The sequence below is a fragment of the Pseudidiomarina fusca genome (assembly GCF_032227045.1).
GTDB lineage: Bacteria > Pseudomonadota > Gammaproteobacteria > Enterobacterales > Alteromonadaceae > Pseudidiomarina > Pseudidiomarina fusca.
Window position 1 is genome coordinate 193,404 of the sequence record NZ_JANFPJ010000003.1, and the last position, 16,889, is coordinate 210,292.

At 47.9% G+C, this 16,889-nt stretch carries 15 protein-coding genes; 8 read left to right on the top strand and 7 right to left on the bottom strand.

Going from position 1 to position 16,889, the window contains the following annotated elements; genetic code table 11:
• The first annotated feature begins 7 nt into the window (after positions 1-7).
• Positions 8-280 carry a cory-CC-star protein gene (locus NOG12_RS02630; protein ID WP_110075022.1) on the top strand — a complete coding sequence of 91 codons (273 nt, stop codon included), beginning with the start codon at positions 8-10 and terminating at the stop codon, positions 278-280.
• Positions 281-304: 24 nt separating this feature from the next.
• A complete protein-coding gene (locus NOG12_RS02635) occupies positions 305-1,330 on the top strand; it encodes an ArsA family ATPase (protein WP_110075021.1) in 1,026 nt (341 codons plus the stop codon).
• Positions 1,331-1,335: 5 nt separating this feature from the next.
• Here NOG12_RS02635 and NOG12_RS02640 read toward each other — a convergent pair whose 3' ends face one another.
• Positions 1,336-1,953, bottom strand: coding sequence for a YqaA family protein (locus tag NOG12_RS02640; RefSeq protein ID WP_313932333.1), 618 nt, complete (start codon positions 1,951-1,953; stop codon positions 1,336-1,338).
• A 244-nt stretch (positions 1,954-2,197) separates the two neighbouring features.
• On the opposite strand from NOG12_RS02640, the gene NOG12_RS02645 reads away from it, so the two are divergent.
• Positions 2,198-3,217, top strand: coding sequence for a zinc-binding alcohol dehydrogenase family protein (locus tag NOG12_RS02645; protein WP_313932334.1), 1,020 nt, complete (start codon positions 2,198-2,200; stop codon positions 3,215-3,217).
• Positions 3,218-3,240: 23 nt separating this feature from the next.
• On the opposite strand, the gene NOG12_RS02650 is transcribed toward NOG12_RS02645, so the two are convergent.
• The gene (locus tag NOG12_RS02650; RefSeq protein WP_110075019.1) at positions 3,241-3,681 is read right to left on the bottom strand and encodes a hypothetical protein; all 441 of its coding nucleotides are present in this window, start codon (positions 3,679-3,681) and stop codon (positions 3,241-3,243) included.
• A 189-nt stretch (positions 3,682-3,870) separates the two neighbouring features.
• Here NOG12_RS02650 and NOG12_RS02655 point away from each other — a divergent pair, with 189 nt between their 5' ends.
• The 3 genes from NOG12_RS02655 (at position 3,871) to NOG12_RS02665 (ending at position 8,712) form a co-directional block, all read left to right on the top strand.
• Positions 3,871-5,013, top strand: coding sequence for an efflux RND transporter periplasmic adaptor subunit (locus NOG12_RS02655; RefSeq protein ID WP_313932335.1), 1,143 nt, complete (start codon positions 3,871-3,873; stop codon positions 5,011-5,013).
• Between the two features lie 3 nt (positions 5,014-5,016).
• Positions 5,017-8,124 carry an efflux RND transporter permease subunit gene (locus tag NOG12_RS02660; RefSeq protein WP_313932336.1) on the top strand — a complete coding sequence of 1,036 codons (3,108 nt, stop codon included), beginning with the start codon at positions 5,017-5,019 and terminating at the stop codon, positions 8,122-8,124.
• Positions 8,125-8,187: 63 nt separating this feature from the next.
• Positions 8,188-8,712 carry a DUF2937 family protein gene (locus NOG12_RS02665; RefSeq protein WP_228759435.1) on the top strand — a complete coding sequence of 175 codons (525 nt, stop codon included), beginning with the start codon at positions 8,188-8,190 and terminating at the stop codon, positions 8,710-8,712.
• Between the two features lie 27 nt (positions 8,713-8,739).
• Here the strand turns inward: NOG12_RS02665 and NOG12_RS02670 are convergent, their stop codons facing one another.
• The 5 genes from NOG12_RS02670 to NOG12_RS02690 form a co-directional block, all read right to left on the bottom strand.
• Positions 8,740-9,078: a hypothetical protein gene (locus NOG12_RS02670; protein ID WP_313932337.1), complete on the bottom strand. Its 339-nt coding sequence runs from the start codon at positions 9,076-9,078 to the stop codon at positions 8,740-8,742.
• Between the two features lie 55 nt (positions 9,079-9,133).
• Positions 9,134-9,682 (bottom strand): YgjV family protein, encoded by a 549-nt coding sequence (locus tag NOG12_RS02675; protein ID WP_257119968.1) that lies wholly within the window; start codon positions 9,680-9,682, stop codon positions 9,134-9,136.
• A 93-nt stretch (positions 9,683-9,775) separates the two neighbouring features.
• On the bottom strand, positions 9,776-11,446 hold the full coding sequence (locus tag NOG12_RS02680) for a M28 family metallopeptidase (RefSeq protein WP_313932338.1): 1,671 nt from the start codon (positions 11,444-11,446) through the stop codon (positions 9,776-9,778).
• A gap of 4 nt (positions 11,447-11,450) precedes the next feature.
• Positions 11,451-11,951 carry a DUF192 domain-containing protein gene (locus NOG12_RS02685; RefSeq protein WP_153825542.1) on the bottom strand — a complete coding sequence of 167 codons (501 nt, stop codon included), beginning with the start codon at positions 11,949-11,951 and terminating at the stop codon, positions 11,451-11,453.
• Between the two features lie 111 nt (positions 11,952-12,062).
• On the bottom strand, positions 12,063-13,037 hold the full coding sequence (locus NOG12_RS02690; RefSeq protein WP_313932339.1) for a DUF4382 domain-containing protein: 975 nt from the start codon (positions 13,035-13,037) through the stop codon (positions 12,063-12,065).
• Between the two features lie 188 nt (positions 13,038-13,225).
• On the opposite strand from NOG12_RS02690, the gene NOG12_RS02695 reads away from it, so the two are divergent.
• On the top strand, positions 13,226-14,146 hold the full coding sequence (locus tag NOG12_RS02695; RefSeq protein WP_313932340.1) for a gluconeogenesis factor YvcK family protein: 921 nt from the start codon (positions 13,226-13,228) through the stop codon (positions 14,144-14,146).
• Between the two features lie 40 nt (positions 14,147-14,186).
• Positions 14,187-16,862 (top strand): M14 family zinc carboxypeptidase, encoded by a 2,676-nt coding sequence (locus NOG12_RS02700; RefSeq protein WP_313932341.1) that lies wholly within the window; start codon positions 14,187-14,189, stop codon positions 16,860-16,862.
• Positions 16,863-16,889 lie beyond the last annotated feature (27 nt).

The window sequence follows — 16,889 nt, forward strand, 5'->3', positions numbered from 1 at the left end:
TCATACTATGAAAATACGAGCTATTGTCGATTGGTTAGGGAAAGCTAATAGGTATGCCACGGCGGTCTATAACGCTCCTTACCGAGCAGCCATAGCTCGTGCGAAGCGGGACGAGGACGATCTTTTCATGCTGTTAGTGTTCTCAGAACTGATGGGGGTTCCTAATCCCGCTTCTTATTATACCCTTGAACTACAACCTTTATTGCTTGAACGTTTTCATGAATGGCATCTACGCATGGGGATGGAACACTCCCCATTAGATGGCTTTCGTTGTTGTTAACACCCCTAACCTAGCTGAGCTTTTATGTTACCTATCTTATCTAAACGTATCTTATTTGTCGGCGGTAAAGGTGGTGTAGGTAAAACCACGGTTTCGGCAGCCATAGCCTTACAAGCGGCGCAACTGGGCAAGCGAGTATTATTGGTCTCAACAGACCCCGCCCATAGCTTAGCCGACGCCTTTGATTTAACCATCGGTGACCCCAGTAGCGAGCAAGAACAAGAGCAATATCAACCACTGTTGCCAAACATTGATGCCTTAGAAATTGATCCGGATAAACAAGTGCGTGCCCACATTAATCGGGTGATGCGTACCATGAAGCGTTTTGCGCGGCCGCAAATGTATGGGGAAATTGAGCGCCAAATGCGCTTAACCGAGCAATCGCCGGGTGCGCAAGAAGCAGCGTTATTAGAACGCATTGCGAAAATCATTGATAGCGCGCCCAGCCAGTATGATTTAGTTATTTTTGATACGGCTCCTACCGGCCATACATTGCGCCTGTTAACCTTGCCTGAAGCCATGGCCGCTTGGACCCAAGGATTGTTACGGCAAACCAAAAAGAGTGAACAGCTTGAGGGCGTATTAGCCCATCTCTCGGCTAAATCAGGCCGTGATATCGCTAACCCAATGGGCGACCCAACCACCCATGAAACAGCAGAGATGGATGATCGAACAGCTGAAATAACGGCTACTTTGCAACAACGGCAAAGCCTGTTTCATCGTATTCGCCATCAGCTCACAGATGCGCAGCAATGTGGCATTGTGTTTGTATTGACCCCAGAAAAACTACCGATCCTCGAAACGACGCGGGCCGTGCAAACCTTACAGGCGGAACATCTGCCCGTTGCGGGGTTAGTGATCAACCGCAATGTTCCTGACGCTATCGATAGTGAGTTTTTTGCCCAGCGTCGCCAGCAAGAGGCCATTTATCGCGAACAAATTCAGGCGCAATTTAGCAGCCTGCCGCAACTCTATTTACCGCTCTTCCCTACGGATTTACATGGCGTAGAAGCCTTGCGTGCGATCAGCGCCAAACTACAACTCTGCTAAGGCTACTAAACCAATAAATATACTGCATAACCGCCCCCCAACAAGGTTAGCAACAACCATCCAGCTTTACGCGAATGTTGTTGCCACCATCCTAAAACGAGCGGTCCAAACCAATACACCGAGAGTGCTAGGCCATAATAGCGCAGCCCGCGTGCTATCACGGCTGCCAACATAAACAGAGAAAAAGGATAATTACTACTCCCCGCCGCTAACATCCCTACCTGAAATGGAATGGGCGTGATCCCCGTCAGTAACAGGGTCACAAAGCCGTGCTGTTGAAACTGTGCGGTAAATTGTTCAAACGCTTGGCTGTAGCCAAAATAGGTGAGAATAGCGTCACCGATATCATCAAACAACCATAACCCAACCCCATAACCGATACTTGCGCCAACCAAACACCCTGCCAGTACCACGGTAGCTATGGCCCACAGCCGCTCACGCTGATGAATCAACAACGGAATAAGAATAAGCTCGAGCGGGATCGGAATAATGATTGATTCTAACATCGACAACACAAACATCAGCGGTAACACCGCCGATGATTCGGCAACCCGCTGATACCAAGCGTCAGCTTTGCCGCTGTTAGAGCTTGGAGTGGCTGCTGGTTTAGACACTTTGGACACGCTAATTCCTTAAAATGCATTGAGCCTTGAGCGGGCCGCTCATCTTAGCATCATGTTGTTACATAATACTGGGCTTTGATTCCCTCAACGAGTGACCTAAATTAGTCTACAATGTAGCTAATAAATTCGTTTAATCTTGGTATTTTAACCTAATGACCAAGGTTTCCGTTAGTTTAACCTCTGGCTTACTGAGTTTTTACGTTAAGCTAAACCAAAACATCACTTCGGCATTGAGGAACCAAGCATGAAAGCAGTCGGTTACCAACAATCGTTACCCATTGATAACAACCAAGCTTTATTGGACATAGAAATAGCTGAGCCAACTCTACAAGCCGACGACATCTTAGTTGCAGTGTATGGCCTATCAGTGAACCCTGTTGATACCAAAATTCGCCAACGCAAACAGCCGCAAGCCGGCGAGTTTGGAGTTCTTGGCTGGGATGTCGCCGGGGTGGTGATTGGCGTTGGTGACAATGTCATGGATTTTAAAGAAGGTGACGAAGTTTGGTATGCGGGCGCTGTAGACCGCGCTGGTGCTAATGCTCAGTATCATGTAGTTGATGCACGCCTCGTCAGCAGAAAACCGCACAGCCTTAACTTTGCGCAAGCGGCGGCCATGCCGTTAACCTTTTTAACAGCGTGGGAGCTGTTGTTTGAGCGCTTAGCCTTAACCGCAGATACTACCGGTAGTTTGCTGATCACCGGGGCTGCTGGCGGCGTTGGTTCAGCCTTAATTCAACTTGCAAAACAACTGACCAAACTCACAGTGATTGCAACTGCATCCCGACCAGAAAGTCAGCAATGGGTGCGTGATTTAGGAGCTGATCTCGTTATCAACCATCATCAGCCGTTAGCCCCACAATTGGCTCAACATGGTTTAACTGGAGTTGATTATGTGGCCAGTCTAACCCATACCGACCAGCATTTTACTAGCTTAACTGAGCTGATCATGCCGCAAGGAAAATTAGCGCTCATTGATGATCCGAGCGAGCTGTTAGACATTCGCCTGTTAAAACAAAAGAGCATCAGTTTGCATTGGGAATTTATGTTTACCCGCTCCATGTTCAACACCGCTGATGCCTATATACAAGGCCTGATTTTGCAGCAAGTCGCTGAATTAACCGATGCCGGTATTTTAAAAACGACCCTATCTGAGCATTTAGGCCCCTTAACCGCGGCCAATCTTCGTCTAGCTCACAGCTTGCTTGAAAGTCATCAAGTGATTGGCAAACTGGTGTTAGATGGCTTTAATGCGCCTGATTAGATAACCGCGCAGCTTGGTGCCTATCAGCTGCAGTCGGTAGGCACAAAACGCAGCGTAAACAAAGACTGGTCATTCTGATCGAGGTAACGAATTTCGAGAAAGTCAGCATGCTCACGATAAAAAGCTAAACTGTCATGCTGGCAATACTGACGTAACATTGCTGGTTCAAGCTGTTGCTCAATATTGGCCTCATCGTGGCTGTACTTATCAATACCTACTAACGAGTAAATAAAGCGCATGCCGTAATGAACTACTTCGGCCCGCTCAAACCGAGTTTGCCGGTCGAGTAATTTAGGTAAGTCACGATTTAGCTGTCCCGAACGCTCCAGTAATTGTTGATACAAATAGTTACGATTTTTTGTTGAATCAGTGGCCTGCCATTGCCGTTGCACTATCATTCCGATGATGGCAATCGCTATAATCAATAATCCTAGTAACAACTGGCGTTTGAACGAAGTAAACATAATCTTTCTCGGTGTTTGAAGCGTACTTAGCACATACCTTAGCATGTTTCTAACGCAGATAAACAAAGTGATTTTCGCTAATTTGCACTTACAAACATACATGAATGTATGTATAATTAGTGCAATTTTGTCGTCCTAGATTATTCCAATTGGCTGCGGCCAATCCATACATAAGAATAGAGGTAATTCATGCAGCAACGTTTACGTGTACCTTTGTTAGTTTCGATGCTTAGCGCATCGTTAGCGCTAGCAGGTTGCGGTGATGCAGAACAGGCACAGGGGCCTGGCGCACAACAACAACAGCAAATGACCGTAGGAGTAGTAACTATTGCTCCGCAAAATGTCGACCTCACCACCACCCTGCCCGGTCGTGCTAGTGCCTATCGGGTCGCTGAAGTGCGCCCGCAGGTGAACGGTATTTTACAACGCCAGCTATTTCAAGAAGGTGCGATGGTCGAAGCCGGCCAGCAACTGTATCAAATCGACGCAGCCATGTACGAAGCAACTTTAGCTAGTGCCGAGGCCGAATTAAAGCGAGCACAGGCCACACTAAAAGCAAGTAAAGCGCGTTTTGAGCGTTCACAAGGGTTGGTCGCGGATAAAGCCATTAGCCAGCAAGATTATGACGAAGCAGAAGCTGCTTACTTACAAGCTGAAGCTCAACTTAAAGTCGCTGAAGCAAGCATCACTCAAGCCAAGCTCAACCTTGAGTATACTCGTGTTAAAGCGCCTATTAGTGGGCGTATTGGACGTTCACAGCTTACTGAAGGTGCATTATTAAGCGTTGGTCAAGCCCAAGCATTAACCACTATTCACCAATTAGATCCAATTTACATAGATATTGCGCAAAGTAGCTCAGAGTATCTGCAGTTACAGCAAGCTATGCGTTCGGGACAAATAGTGACTGATGCCAATAACCGTGCGGCAGTGACTGTTAAAGTCGGTGATAACACCGAGTTACAAGGTGAATTGTTGTTCAATGAAGTTACCGTCGACCCTCAAACCAGTGCTATTACCTTGCGCGCCAAAGTGGCCAACCCTGAGCAGGTGTTGATGCCAGGTATGTACGTACGCACTGAGATTGCTAGCGGTGAATTGCAGCAAGCCATTTTAGCTCCGCAAACCGGGGTAACTCGTGATCCGCGCGGGCGTGCCATCGCCATGGTGGTTAATCAAACGGGTGAAGTTGAGCAACGCTACTTAACCGTGCAAGGTACCGTTGGTAGCGATTGGATTGTGACCGATGGTTTAACTGCTGGTGACCAAGTCATCGTCGAAGGCTTGCAAAAAATTCAGCCGGGGATGCCGGTTAAAACTGAAGAAGTGAAATAACCTATGGCTAAGTTTTTTATCGATCGCCCAATTTTTGCTTGGGTTATCGCTATTATCATCATGTTGGCAGGCGGGCTAGCGGTCACGCAGCTTCCTGTTGAGCAATATCCTGAAATTGCGCCGCCGTCGGTGCAAATTAACGCCTCTTATCCTGGCGCTACGGCAGCCACCTTAGAAGAGAGTGTGACCCAGGTTATTGAGCAGAACATGAATGGTATTGATAACCTCAAATACTTTTCATCTACCAGCGATTCCGCTGGTAACGCCAGCATTACGCTCACATTTGAAGCCGGTACCGATGCGGACATCGCGCAGGTTCAGGTGCAAAACAAATTGCAGTTGGCGCTACCGCTGTTACCACAAGAAGTACAAGACCAAGGTCTGGTGGTAGCTAAAGCGAACAACTCTTTCTTGTTAGTAGCAGCGCTCATTTCTGACAACCCTGAAATTACTCAAATCGATTTAGGCGACTATATTGCGAGTAACATTCAGGACCCGATTAGCCGTACTCCTGGCGTTGGTAGCGTACGTTTGTTTGGTGCGCCCTACTCCATGCGTATTTGGCTCGACCCTGAATTGTTAGTACGCTACAACATGAACACCATCGATGTGGTGCAAGCGTTGCGCGAGCAAAACAATCAGGTTGCTGCTGGCCAAGTTGGTGGTACTCCATCCGTTGAAGGCCAACGTCTAACCGCTTCTATTATTGCGCAAACGCGCTTAGAAACAGTGGCGCAATTTGAACAAGTGTTACTACGGGTAAACAACGACGGCTCGAAAGTTACCGTGGGTGATGTCGCCAAAGTCGAACTTGGTGGCCAAGACTACAGTGTTGCCGCACGTTATAACCGCCAACAAGCTTCTGGTTTAGCGATTAACTTGGCGACCGGGGCAAATGCCTTGGATACGGCTAAGGCAGTGAAAGCAACCTTAGCTGAACTTGAGCAATTCTTCCCTGAAGGCGTCAGTTTAGTCATTCCTTATGACACCACTCCGTTTGTTGAGATCTCCATCAAAGAAGTGGTGAAGATTTTATTTGAAGCGGTCATCTTGGTGTTCTTGCTGATGTTCTTGTTCTTACAGAACTTGCGCGCCACTATCATTCCATCGTTAGCCATACCGGTGGTACTGTTAGGTACCTTCGGGATCATGTCTGCCCTTGGTTTCTCGATTAATACCCTAACCATGTTTGGTTTGGTGCTTGCCATTGGCTTGTTGGTGGATGATGCCATCGTGGTGGTCGAGAACGTTGAACGTTTGATGAGCGAAGAAAAACTATCGCCACGTAAAGCTACGATTAAGTCCATGCAACAAATCACGGGCGCCTTGGTGGCTATTGGCTTGGTTATGGCGGCAGTATTCGTGCCTATGGCCTTCTTCGGCGGCTCTACCGGTGCTGTGTATCGTCAATTCTCTATCACCATTATTTCAGCGATGTCGTTATCAGTATTGGTGGCCATCATCTTCACGCCATCTTTGTGTGCGACCATTCTGAAACCATTAAACCACGACCATCAGCCAAAAGGTTTGCTAGGTTGGTTTAACCGTACTCTCGATAAAGCCACCAACAAATACACCAATTCTGTCCAAAATATCATCAAACGTAGTGTGCGTTTTGTACTGGTTTATTTGGGCTTAGTTGTGGTACTTGGCTTCTTATTTGCTCGTATGCCGAGTTCGTTTATTCCAAACGAAGACCGCGGTGTATTCTTAACTCAGATGCAGTTACCCGCTGGATCGACCCTTGAGCAATCACGTCAAACCATGGCTAAGATTGAAGATTATTACCTCGAGCAAGCAGAGGGTATCCAATCCGTATTTTCGGTGGTTGGCTTTAGCTTCAGTGGTCAAGGACAAAACTCAGGGTTAGTGTTTATTCGGTTAACGGACTGGAGTGAGCGTACTGAGCCACACCTGCAAATAGATGCCATTATTGGTCAAGCTTTTGGCTTCTTCTCGCAAATTCGTGAGGCTATGGTGTTTGCCTTTAACCTACCTTCAATTCCTGAGTTAGGTACTGCCAGTGGTTTTAACCTTTACATTCAAGACCGTGTTGGTTTAGGCCACGCAGAACTCTTGAATGCACGCAACCAATTGCTGGGGATGGCCGCACAAGAACCTAGTTTAACTGGGGTGCGTCCGAATGGCTTGGAAGATACCGCACAACTGCGTATTGACGTTGATTATGAAAAAGCCAAAGCACTGGGCTTAAATATCAGCGAAATCAACGCGACCTTATCGAATGCTTTCGGTACTACCTACGTTAACGATTTCGTGGATCGTGGTCGGGTTAAGAAAGTTTACCTACAGGGTAAACCGGAAGCCCGGATGACGCCAGAAGACGTGAATGAGTGGTATGTGCGCAATAATCAAGGCGATATGGTCTCTTTTGCCTCCTTTGCGACCACCCGTTGGGACTTTGGTCCGCAGCGCTTAGAGCGTTACAACGGGGTGCCAGCGATGAACATCCAGGGTGAAGCTGCACCAGGTTATTCGTCAGGCGACGCCATGATGAAAATGGAAGAATTGATCAGTCGTTTGCCGCCTGGTATTGGTTATGAATGGAGTGGTATCTCACTCGAAGAGCGTACCTCTGGTAGCCAAGCACCACTGCTTTATGCGTTGTCCTTGCTCATCGTATTCTTGTGCCTAGCCGCACTTTACGAGAGCTGGTCCATTCCATTTGCGGTCATGTTGGTGGTGCCCTTAGGTATTCTTGGTGCCGTGATTGCAGCAACCATGCGCGGCCTTGAGAACGATGTGTATTTTCAAGTGGGACTGCTTACCACGGTTGGGGTATCGGCACGTAACGCGATTCTTATCGTGGAATTTGCTAAAGACCTACAAGCACAAGGCAAAGAGCTCTTGGCTGCAACGCTGGAAGCCGTCCGCTTACGCTTGCGCCCAATCTTAATGACCTCGCTGGCCTTTGCCTTCGGCGTCTTGCCACTAGCCTTGTCAACTGGTGCCGGCGCGGTAAGCCGTCAAGCCATTGGTACCGGGGTGATTGGTGGTATGGTCGGTGGTACCATATTAGCTATCTTCTTCGTTCCTCTGCTGTTTTACGTCGTACGTAAAACTTTCCCGCCGAAGGCTCGGCCCGAGGATTAATAGTTAGCTAAACCCATAAAACATGCTAAGGTTGAGTCACTTTTGTGACTCAACCTTTTTTTTATGCTGAGACGATACTTTTCTTTATTATTAGCATTAGCTGCGGCCTTAGTTGGAGTTCAAATTCCCAACTACGTGACCCAGTACCAGCAGCGCATTGACGCCCAATACACCGAAGCAATGATTTATTACCGCGAGTATCAGGCTATCGCCGATACTTATTTAAACGGTGATATGCAAGCACTGCTAGCGGCGCATGAAAATAGCGATAATGACATCTTTAAGGCAGAAGCTGTACCGCTCCGTACACTGATTGAACGGGTCGAATTACTCAGCTACGAACAGCAGCAATTGCAACGCCCCCTACCCGTTCAAGTTTGGTTTATTGCGACGCAAGCCAATCCCCAAATTCGCCAAGATACCTGGCGCATGTATAGCTACAACGTACCTATGACGACGACCGCAGTGGTGACCGCGTTGGTGAGTGCAGTACTGACGCTACTGCTATGGGATACGTGTTGGGGCTTACTGAGATGGGGTTGGCGACGTATTCGTCATACCAACAAAGGGCGCCGAGTGACGCCCTAGATTGCATTAATACCAAGGCGACTCCTGCTAGGATTTGGAGTCGCGCTTAACCTCATATTCACCTTCAATAACGCTATCATCTTGACGATTTTGGCGTTGCTGATAAGCATTCTGCGCCTGTCGACGAGCTTGCTGCTGTGCCTGTCGCGTCGCTTTACTAAACTGCCACATTTGTTTGAGTTGGCGGCGTTTACGCCACATCACTGGAAGTAATAGAATCCAACCAACCAGCAAAAATACCAGCCCTAAAAATAAACCAAGTAACAATAAGGCACCAAACAACAACCAGCCCAAAATAACCGCCAGCGGGTTTGCTCCAGGCTGTGGTTTTATTTTGCTTTGCATTTGGCGAATATAAATCAACATAAGGTCTCGCTTGTTTAGCTTGTAACTATCACCCTAACTTAATATATGGGGATGATTATTTCTCAGACAAGTCATTGCCCTTATTGGTTGCACGAGCAGCGAGCTTGTCTTGTAGCATTTTAAGAATAATGCTGGTTAAGTTAACAATATTAAATACGGTACCAGACACACTGCCAACTAAAATGGCATAGGCTAAACCCAGTATTTCAGCCAGTAAAAACCAACGCCGAATCAGCACAGGATCGTTGAGTACGATAGCGCCAGCAGTAAAAATAATAGACGAGGTATAGGCCATCAATAAAGGTAATAATGGGGTATCGCCGGTTAATTCCCAAAAGAAGAAACCTAGGTTGATGCTAATAAATCCCCATAACACCAACTTGCCGCGCCACCGTAATGCAATCAGATTACGTAATACTGCAATCCCAGTAACAATCGCGCCAGCAACAGCACCAAGCATCGCAAAGTGAATCGACAAACTGCCTAAAGCAATCGCCGAGACAATACGATAGCGATTTGCGGTGCCTTGACGGTAGGCAATAAAATTAGCTACCAACGCAATAACGCCAAAGACTTCCGCTATTCCTTCTATACTTAAACCCACGGTTCACCTTTACCAGATCAAAGCAATAATAAAAAAGCGGTCATGGTAGCTGCGCCACCACCACCGCTTTTTAATGTCATTTACGTCACTTAATTATTGGCGCTCGCCTGCACTTGCGTCACGAATCGCTTTAAATTCGTTGCCAGCATTCCAGTTCGGCCATAGCGCACTATTGGCAAGTTCTTCACCTACCCAGTAATACAACCAAAGATCTTGTTGTACACCGCGTAAATCCCAATTCGGGTCAAACTCATCAGCTGGCTTATGATAAGCTACTTGGACATATTCTGCACGTTTTTGCTGACCATATTCCTTGCCAAACTCAATGTGATCATTGCCACCTTTAGCGTACAACATAGGTACACCACGCTTAGCTAAGTTAAAATGATCTGAGCGATAGAAGGATCCCGCTTCAGGGCTTGGCTCAGGCGCAACGTAACGCCCTTGTTGTTCCACATACTTAGCCAAATAACCCTCAAGCTCGGAATTACCGTAGCCAACCACAACCATATCGCGCATCGGACCATAGACATTCAAAACGTCCATGTTGATGCCACCTACAGCTTTACTAAGAGGTAACATCGGGTTATCCGCATACCAATCAGAGCCCAACAAACCTCGCTCTTCGGCTGTTACCAACACAAACACCACCGAACGCTCTGGTTGCGGTTGGCTGCTGTAGAACTCGGCTAGCGCCATCACCCCAGCAGTACCACTGGCGTTATCCTGCGCACCATTAAAGATACCGTCGTCAGGATTGATCGGGTCTAACCCCATATGGTCCCAATGAGCCATATAAATGACGTGCTCATCAGGTTTTGATTTACCTTCAATGTAACCAATCAAGTTAGGTGAATTAAGGTAGTCAAATTTGGTTGATACGCTAATGCTCATAGCTGTATTCAGCGCAACTGCTTTAAAGTCGGGTTGTTGTGCCGCTTTGCGCATATCATCATAACTGCTACCTAAGCGAGCAAATAACACATCGGCGGCGTCTTTTGTGATCCAACCTTCAATTTGAGTTCGGTCCATGTTTTTATTGTCACGGGCCAAATCAAATCGCATCGGCGAACCACCAGCAATCACGCCCCAGCCATAACCTGCAGGCCCAGTGTCATGAATCACAATAACCCCAGCGGCTCCTTGTCGAGCTGCTTCTTCAAACTTATAAGTCCAACGCCCGTAATAGGTCATCGCCTTACCGTTAAAGACTTCCGCATCTTGGCTATCGTAACCAGGGTCATTCACTAACACCACTACGGTTTTACCGGCCACATCTAAGCCTGCGTAATCGTTCCAACCAAATTCGGGGGCAACAATGCCATAGCCGGCAAACACCATCTCGCTATTGCTTAGGTCTACTTGTTCTTGTACTCGTGGGGACCAAGCCATCATATCTTTGCGGTATTCAAACGCGCTAATATCGTTATTGCTAAACGCCATGTTAGATACTTGCGTTGGCAACATACGTACCAGCGGAACTTGCTGTTGATAGCTACCCTTCTCGCTATCATAGGGCTGCAAACCCCATTCTTTAAATTTACCCTCGATGTAGGCAACTGTTTTTTCTTCACCTGCTGACGCTGGTGCGCGCCCTTCAAATTCATCGGCGCTAAGGGTTTGCAAATATTCCGTATAATTTTCATTAAAGCTATACGGATTAACGTCTACCGCCGGCTTGCTAGTTTGCTCTTGAGGTGCTTGCGCTGGGCTACAGGCAACCATCAGTAAACTAGCCGCAGCCAACGCTGAGAGCTTGTTCATGGGTTTATTCTCCTGGTTGTTTGCATGACTGTAATTGGGCGCCAACGGTAATACCATAACGCTCAAAATAGCCTTGGTTTAGTTCTAATGCCGCCATATAACGTACTTTAGGTTCGTACACGGGGCAGCGACGTGAATCAATACTTGGGCATGGGTCCATCGATAAAATGGTGGCAATTTTCATGTCCTTATCGAGATAAGCAATATCTAACGGTAAGTAGGTATTGTACATCCAGAAACCTGCACTACCGGGGCGTTCTTGTTGGTACTTAAACAACATCCCCGCGTGTTCAGCTAGAGTTTCACGAAACATCAAGCCACGTGCACGGCTATCATAGGTGTCAGCAATTTCTAACTGCAAGGGATGCTCATGCCCAGCAATACACCATTGCTCGGTTTTTAACGAGGGTGATGCCGGCTGCCCCGCCAACGCCGCAGTTCCGGCTGGCTCTAAATGCAACAAGGACACTAACCACGCGGTAGAAATAAGACTGGTAAGAACCATGAGCTATGCCTCTGTGTTAGTAGCTAAAAACCTAGTATCGCTTTATTTAACTCAGAAAAAAAGGTAAAAAAAAGCCTCCAGGTAAGGAGGCTCAAAGGGAGAGTGTATTCTTTACTCAATAACCACCGTCGTCACCTCACCATTATCGACAACTGTGACTGTTTGATGGCCTAACAAGCTAATATCGTCATCCACTTCAGGATCATCTGCGACATCGCAGGTATAGCCTAGGGTATAGTCCCCAGCGCTCACATAGCCAAGTTCAAACTGATAATTTACCGCACCATCAAAATAGACCGCGCTCACGGCATAAGGTTCAACGGCTTCGCTACCACCAACATCAGCAAGATCCGCAACAACATGATCAACACCTGGGTACAGGTAGACGCTTGCTACCGCCGTGCCAGTATCAGCAGGGGCGACAGTGCAGCTACTTTCAATCAAAAGGGCTTCCGCCATGCTGCCTTCAATGTGTCCTACGGTTAGGTTATTAACCAAACGAACGCCGCGCGGTTTCAAGAAATACTGATCTTGTCCGACCGGATTAACTAAGGCTTGGCGTAAATCAAACTCTGCAGTGTAAGCAGTTTCACCGCCAGCACCCACGGTAATACCATCAAACTTCAATTCATTCGATGGCACGCTTAGTGGGATCCTTTGGTCCCCCACTTGAACATAAGAACCATCCGCCATCACTAACCGTAGTTGACTGTAATCCCCAGCAGGCACCTCCACACCACTGATTAAATCTTCTGCTGCTGAACCGGTAAAGTTCATAAGGTTAATGCCGCGAGTATTAGCGATAACCTCACCGTTGCTATCTACACAGACATCGTTACTAGCAATGGTGTTACTGTCCTCGCCAATGGTGAAAACTTGCTTGCCAGCACTATTGCCGAGCAATTCGATAGCATGAAAGCAAGCCCATACCTCATCAGCGGCGTCTACGGGGGCATCACTGACAGCAAAGGAAAATTGACCGGTTTGCGCAACCACTTCAGAATCACTATCTGAACCACAAGCAACAAGCATGCTGCTGGCTAACGTTAAAGCAATCATGGTGCTAATAGGAGCTCGGTTAAACATATCAACCTCTTCGTTATATGAAAGATGTCATATGTATAGCAAAATTGAACAAAGAAAAAAGCTTTAGCCTTCCCTTTTACTTAGCCTTTACAGTTATCAACAAAAGATAGCTTGAATGCCATCTAACCGTTGATAAGCACCGCAGAACAGCATAAAGTAGCGCTATAAACAAACCACATATTGTTAACATGACACTAAAGACATCTCCTAGTCCCCTACTAACAGCTCCTAGACAACTGCAACAGTTGCGCTCAGTGACGGCTATTGGCGGTGGCCATGGTTTAGGACGGGTACTCTCAACTTTGGCGTTTCTAAATCGACGCTTAATAGGGATTGTGGCCACCACCGATGATGGTGGCGCTAGTGGCCTGCTTAGACGTAATCATGACTGTATTGCTTGGGGCGATATTCGCAATTGTTTATCACAACTGGCCAAGCATCCATTAGCGGCGGATGTGCTTAACTATCGCTTTACCACCGAACACAGCCTACATGGCCACAACTTGGGTAACTTATTGCTCTACACCTTAGATCAGCTAAGTGCGCGACCACTCGATGGGATTGCCCTGTTGAGTCGACTACTCAATATCAATACCCGTTTGCTGCCGATGTCTGAAACGCCCGTTGATTTGGTGGCAGCCACCCACGATGGAATGGAGTGTTTCGGTGAACTCCTAGTGGATGGCTTACAACAGATGCCTGCACAACTGCGCTTATCGCAACCGGTGGCGGCAACTCCTGAAGCCTTGCATCATGTGGAACGCAGCGAGCTGATCATTTTAGGCCCAGGCAGCTTTCTAACCTCGGTGATGCCACCGTTATTGGTAGAAGAATTTGCTCAAGCTATCGCAAACAGTGCTGCGCAAGTCATTTTTATTGATAATCTAGTGCCGGAAAATAGTCCTGCGGGGCAATTATCATTGAGTGAAAAATTAGCTTGGATGGAGCAGCAATTAGGTGTGCAAGTGGTAGATAAGGTCATTACTAATCGACCGGACCCGAACCTCACCCTGCCTAGTTTTGATCACGTCTGCCCCTCCTCAGAAGCAGCTCATCGGCATCAACCTGAATCCTTATTAGCAGCGCTAACAAAAGCTTTTAACGCCTAACCGGCAGCGCTGTGATCCTTACCTTATCGAGGAATGGCAGATGAAATTAACCAAACTTGTGGTGCAATTGGCGGCACTGTTAAGTTGCACCAGTTGGAGTGCGCTTGCCGCAGAACCAGCACAACAGCTTGGCTTGGCAACCGATTATCAAGCCAACAGCCCGACTATCGAAGCCGTTTTAGGCTACCCAGGCGGCAGTCGTATCAGTTCACCCGAGGCCATCGAAGCTTATTTTAATGCCTTAGCCAAAGCCTACCCAGAGCAGGTACAAGTGCACTCTTATGGGCGCAGTTGGGAGGGCCGAAATCTCTATTACGTGGTGATTTCGAGCGCTGAAAATATAGCTAAGTTAGGTGATTATCAAGCAAATATTGCGGCGTTAAGCGCAGCCGATAGTACCTCAAGCAAACAAGCCGAGCAGCTGATCAAAAGCATGCCAGCCAGCGTTTGGCTCTCTTATGGGGTGCATGGTAACGAGATCTCGTCACCTGAAGCCGCCATGCTTACAGCGTGGCATTTGCTGGCTGCAACCGATGCCACAACGCAAGGCTACTTAGACCAAGCCTATGTGTTTATTGACCCTGTTCAAAACCCAGACGGGCGTGCACGCTTTGTCAGTCGCTATTACATGACCGCAGGGTTAGAGCACAGTAGCGATAGACTTTCAGCAGAACATAACGAACCTTGGCCAAGTGGTCGTAGCAACCACTACTTGTTCGATTTAAACCGCGACTGGCTAGCTCTAACCCAGCCTGAAATTGCCGGTCAAGTGGATGCCCTGTTAAAAAATATGCCGCTAGTGTATGTCGATTTACATGAGATGGGCGGCGACACCAGCTACTACTTCACCCCTGAAGCTGAGCCCTATAACCCGCTAATCACGGAAACTCAACGCAAAGCGCTGTGGACCATAGGTGAAAATAACGGTAAGTGGTTTGATCAGCACGGTTACGATTACTACACCCGCGAAGTGTTTGATGCCTTTTATCCGGGCTACGGCGCCAGCTGGCCTTTGTACCATGGCGCAATTTCCATGACTTACGAAATGGCATCGGCGCGCGGCCATCACTTTCGCACCAAAGATGGTGAAATCTTAACCTACGGTGATGGCGTACAACGCCATTTTATTGCCTCTATCGCTACCATTGAGACGGTCGCTAAAGAGCGTCAGCAATTATTGCAAAGTTATTGGGATTATCGCCAACAAGCAGTGCAACTGGGGCGTCAAAGCAAGCAGCGTTACTGGGTCTTTAATCCACAACAAGATGCGGCAGCAGCGCGTCGGTTAGCCGGCTTGCTAACTCGCCATGGCGTTAAAGTTGAGCAAGCAGAGCAAGACTTCAAAGCCTGTGGCAATCAATATGCTGCCGGTAGCTTTATTGTCGATAGCGCCCAGCCGGCCTATTACATGTTGCGCACGCTGCTCGATAAAGACATTGCCATGGATGCCGACTTTATTGCGGAACAAGAGCGGCGCCGTAAGAATAACCTGGCCGATGAAATTTATGACGTCACTGCTTGGTCACTGCCGCAGATGTTTAATGTTAGCTATCAAACCTGTGCCAAGTTACCGCGGGTGGCCACTGTTGCTGCTGGGACGGATCTGATTAAGCCAGGTCAAGTTAATCAGGCTGATGCCAACGTGGGCTTTATCGTCCCTTGGGGTGATATGAATGCAGGACGTTTTCTCACCGCTGCTCTACGTGAAGGCCTCACAGTAAAACAAACGGATTTACCTTTTACCCATAGTAACGGCAAGCGCTATCCAGCCGGGTCTCTCATTTTAACCCATGCCGACAATGCCAATTTGGCTGCAATTATCCAAGACTTAGCGGTTGCCAGTGGGGCTCAGGTTGATGGTGTGAATTCTAGTTGGGTAACTGATGGCCCTAACTTTGGTTCCAATAACGTGCAACGGGTGCATGCGCCCCAAATCGCTATGTTGTGGGACGAGCCGGTATCTAGCCTAAATGCCGGGCATACGCGCTTTGTGATTGAGCAGCAGTTTAACTATCCAGTTACCGCCATACGCGCTGCCCAATTAGCTGGCGCCAACTTAAGCCAGTATCAAGTGTTGATCATGCCAGCAGCCAGTAGCGGTGCATTGCAAGCCGCACTAGGTGAACGCGGGCAACAAAATATTCAGGATTGGGTTGCCAAAGGCGGCGTCTTAATTACTCTTGGCAGCAGTTCTGCGTGGGCCGTAGATGCCGAGTTTTTATCTAGTGCGTTAGAAAGTGTTGTGCAAACTAAAGCCCCAAGCCACGGCGACGAAAAACGTGTTGAGGGCTTGCTGTTTAAGCAGCGTGAAGAACTTATGCACTACATTCAAGCCGACCATGCCGACCCATATTGGACCGCTGGCGTCATCACCCGCTTGCAGGTAGACCAAGAACATTGGTTAAGTGCTGGGGTCAAACCTGAGGTTTTTGCAGTAACGGTTGGTAATCAAATCTTCCGCCCGCTTACCATTGATCATGGTCGCAATATTGTGAATTATGCCGGCCCTAATGAGGTGTTAGCGAGCGGTTATTTGTGGGCGGAGAATCAACAGCAGTTGGCTTACAAACCTTATCTGATGTGGCAGCCGCAGGGTCGCGGCATGGTGATAAGCTTTGCCCAAGAACCCACCTATCGGGCCTACCTTGATGGTCTGAATATTCTGTTAATGAATGCCATCTTTGCCGGAGCTAGCCACGCTAGCCCACTCCGATAGCTATAACTGCAATAAGCGCCTAGACCA

What these genes read in the sequence shown, in the direction of transcription:
- NOG12_RS02630 (WP_110075022.1), top strand. Translation starts at nt 8, where the DNA reads ATGAAAATACGAGCTATTGTCGATTGGTTAGGGAAAGCTAATAGGTAT.
- NOG12_RS02635 (WP_110075021.1), top strand. Translation starts at nt 305, where the DNA reads ATGTTACCTATCTTATCTAAACGTATCTTATTTGTCGGCGGTAAAGGT.
- NOG12_RS02645 (WP_313932334.1), top strand. Translation starts at nt 2,198, where the DNA reads ATGAAAGCAGTCGGTTACCAACAATCGTTACCCATTGATAACAACCAA.
- NOG12_RS02650 (WP_110075019.1), bottom strand. Translation starts at nt 3,681, where the DNA reads ATGTTTACTTCGTTCAAACGCCAGTTGTTACTAGGATTATTGATTATA.
- NOG12_RS02655 (WP_313932335.1), top strand. Translation starts at nt 3,871, where the DNA reads ATGCAGCAACGTTTACGTGTACCTTTGTTAGTTTCGATGCTTAGCGCA.
- NOG12_RS02660 (WP_313932336.1), top strand. Translation starts at nt 5,017, where the DNA reads ATGGCTAAGTTTTTTATCGATCGCCCAATTTTTGCTTGGGTTATCGCT.
- NOG12_RS02665 (WP_228759435.1), top strand. Translation starts at nt 8,188, where the DNA reads ATGCTGAGACGATACTTTTCTTTATTATTAGCATTAGCTGCGGCCTTA.
- NOG12_RS02670 (WP_313932337.1), bottom strand. Translation starts at nt 9,078, where the DNA reads ATGTTGATTTATATTCGCCAAATGCAAAGCAAAATAAAACCACAGCCT.
- NOG12_RS02680 (WP_313932338.1), bottom strand. Translation starts at nt 11,446, where the DNA reads ATGAACAAGCTCTCAGCGTTGGCTGCGGCTAGTTTACTGATGGTTGCC.
- NOG12_RS02685 (WP_153825542.1), bottom strand. Translation starts at nt 11,951, where the DNA reads ATGGTTCTTACCAGTCTTATTTCTACCGCGTGGTTAGTGTCCTTGTTG.
- NOG12_RS02690 (WP_313932339.1), bottom strand. Translation starts at nt 13,037, where the DNA reads ATGTTTAACCGAGCTCCTATTAGCACCATGATTGCTTTAACGTTAGCC.
- NOG12_RS02695 (WP_313932340.1), top strand. Translation starts at nt 13,226, where the DNA reads ATGACACTAAAGACATCTCCTAGTCCCCTACTAACAGCTCCTAGACAA.
- NOG12_RS02700 (WP_313932341.1), top strand. Translation starts at nt 14,187, where the DNA reads ATGAAATTAACCAAACTTGTGGTGCAATTGGCGGCACTGTTAAGTTGC.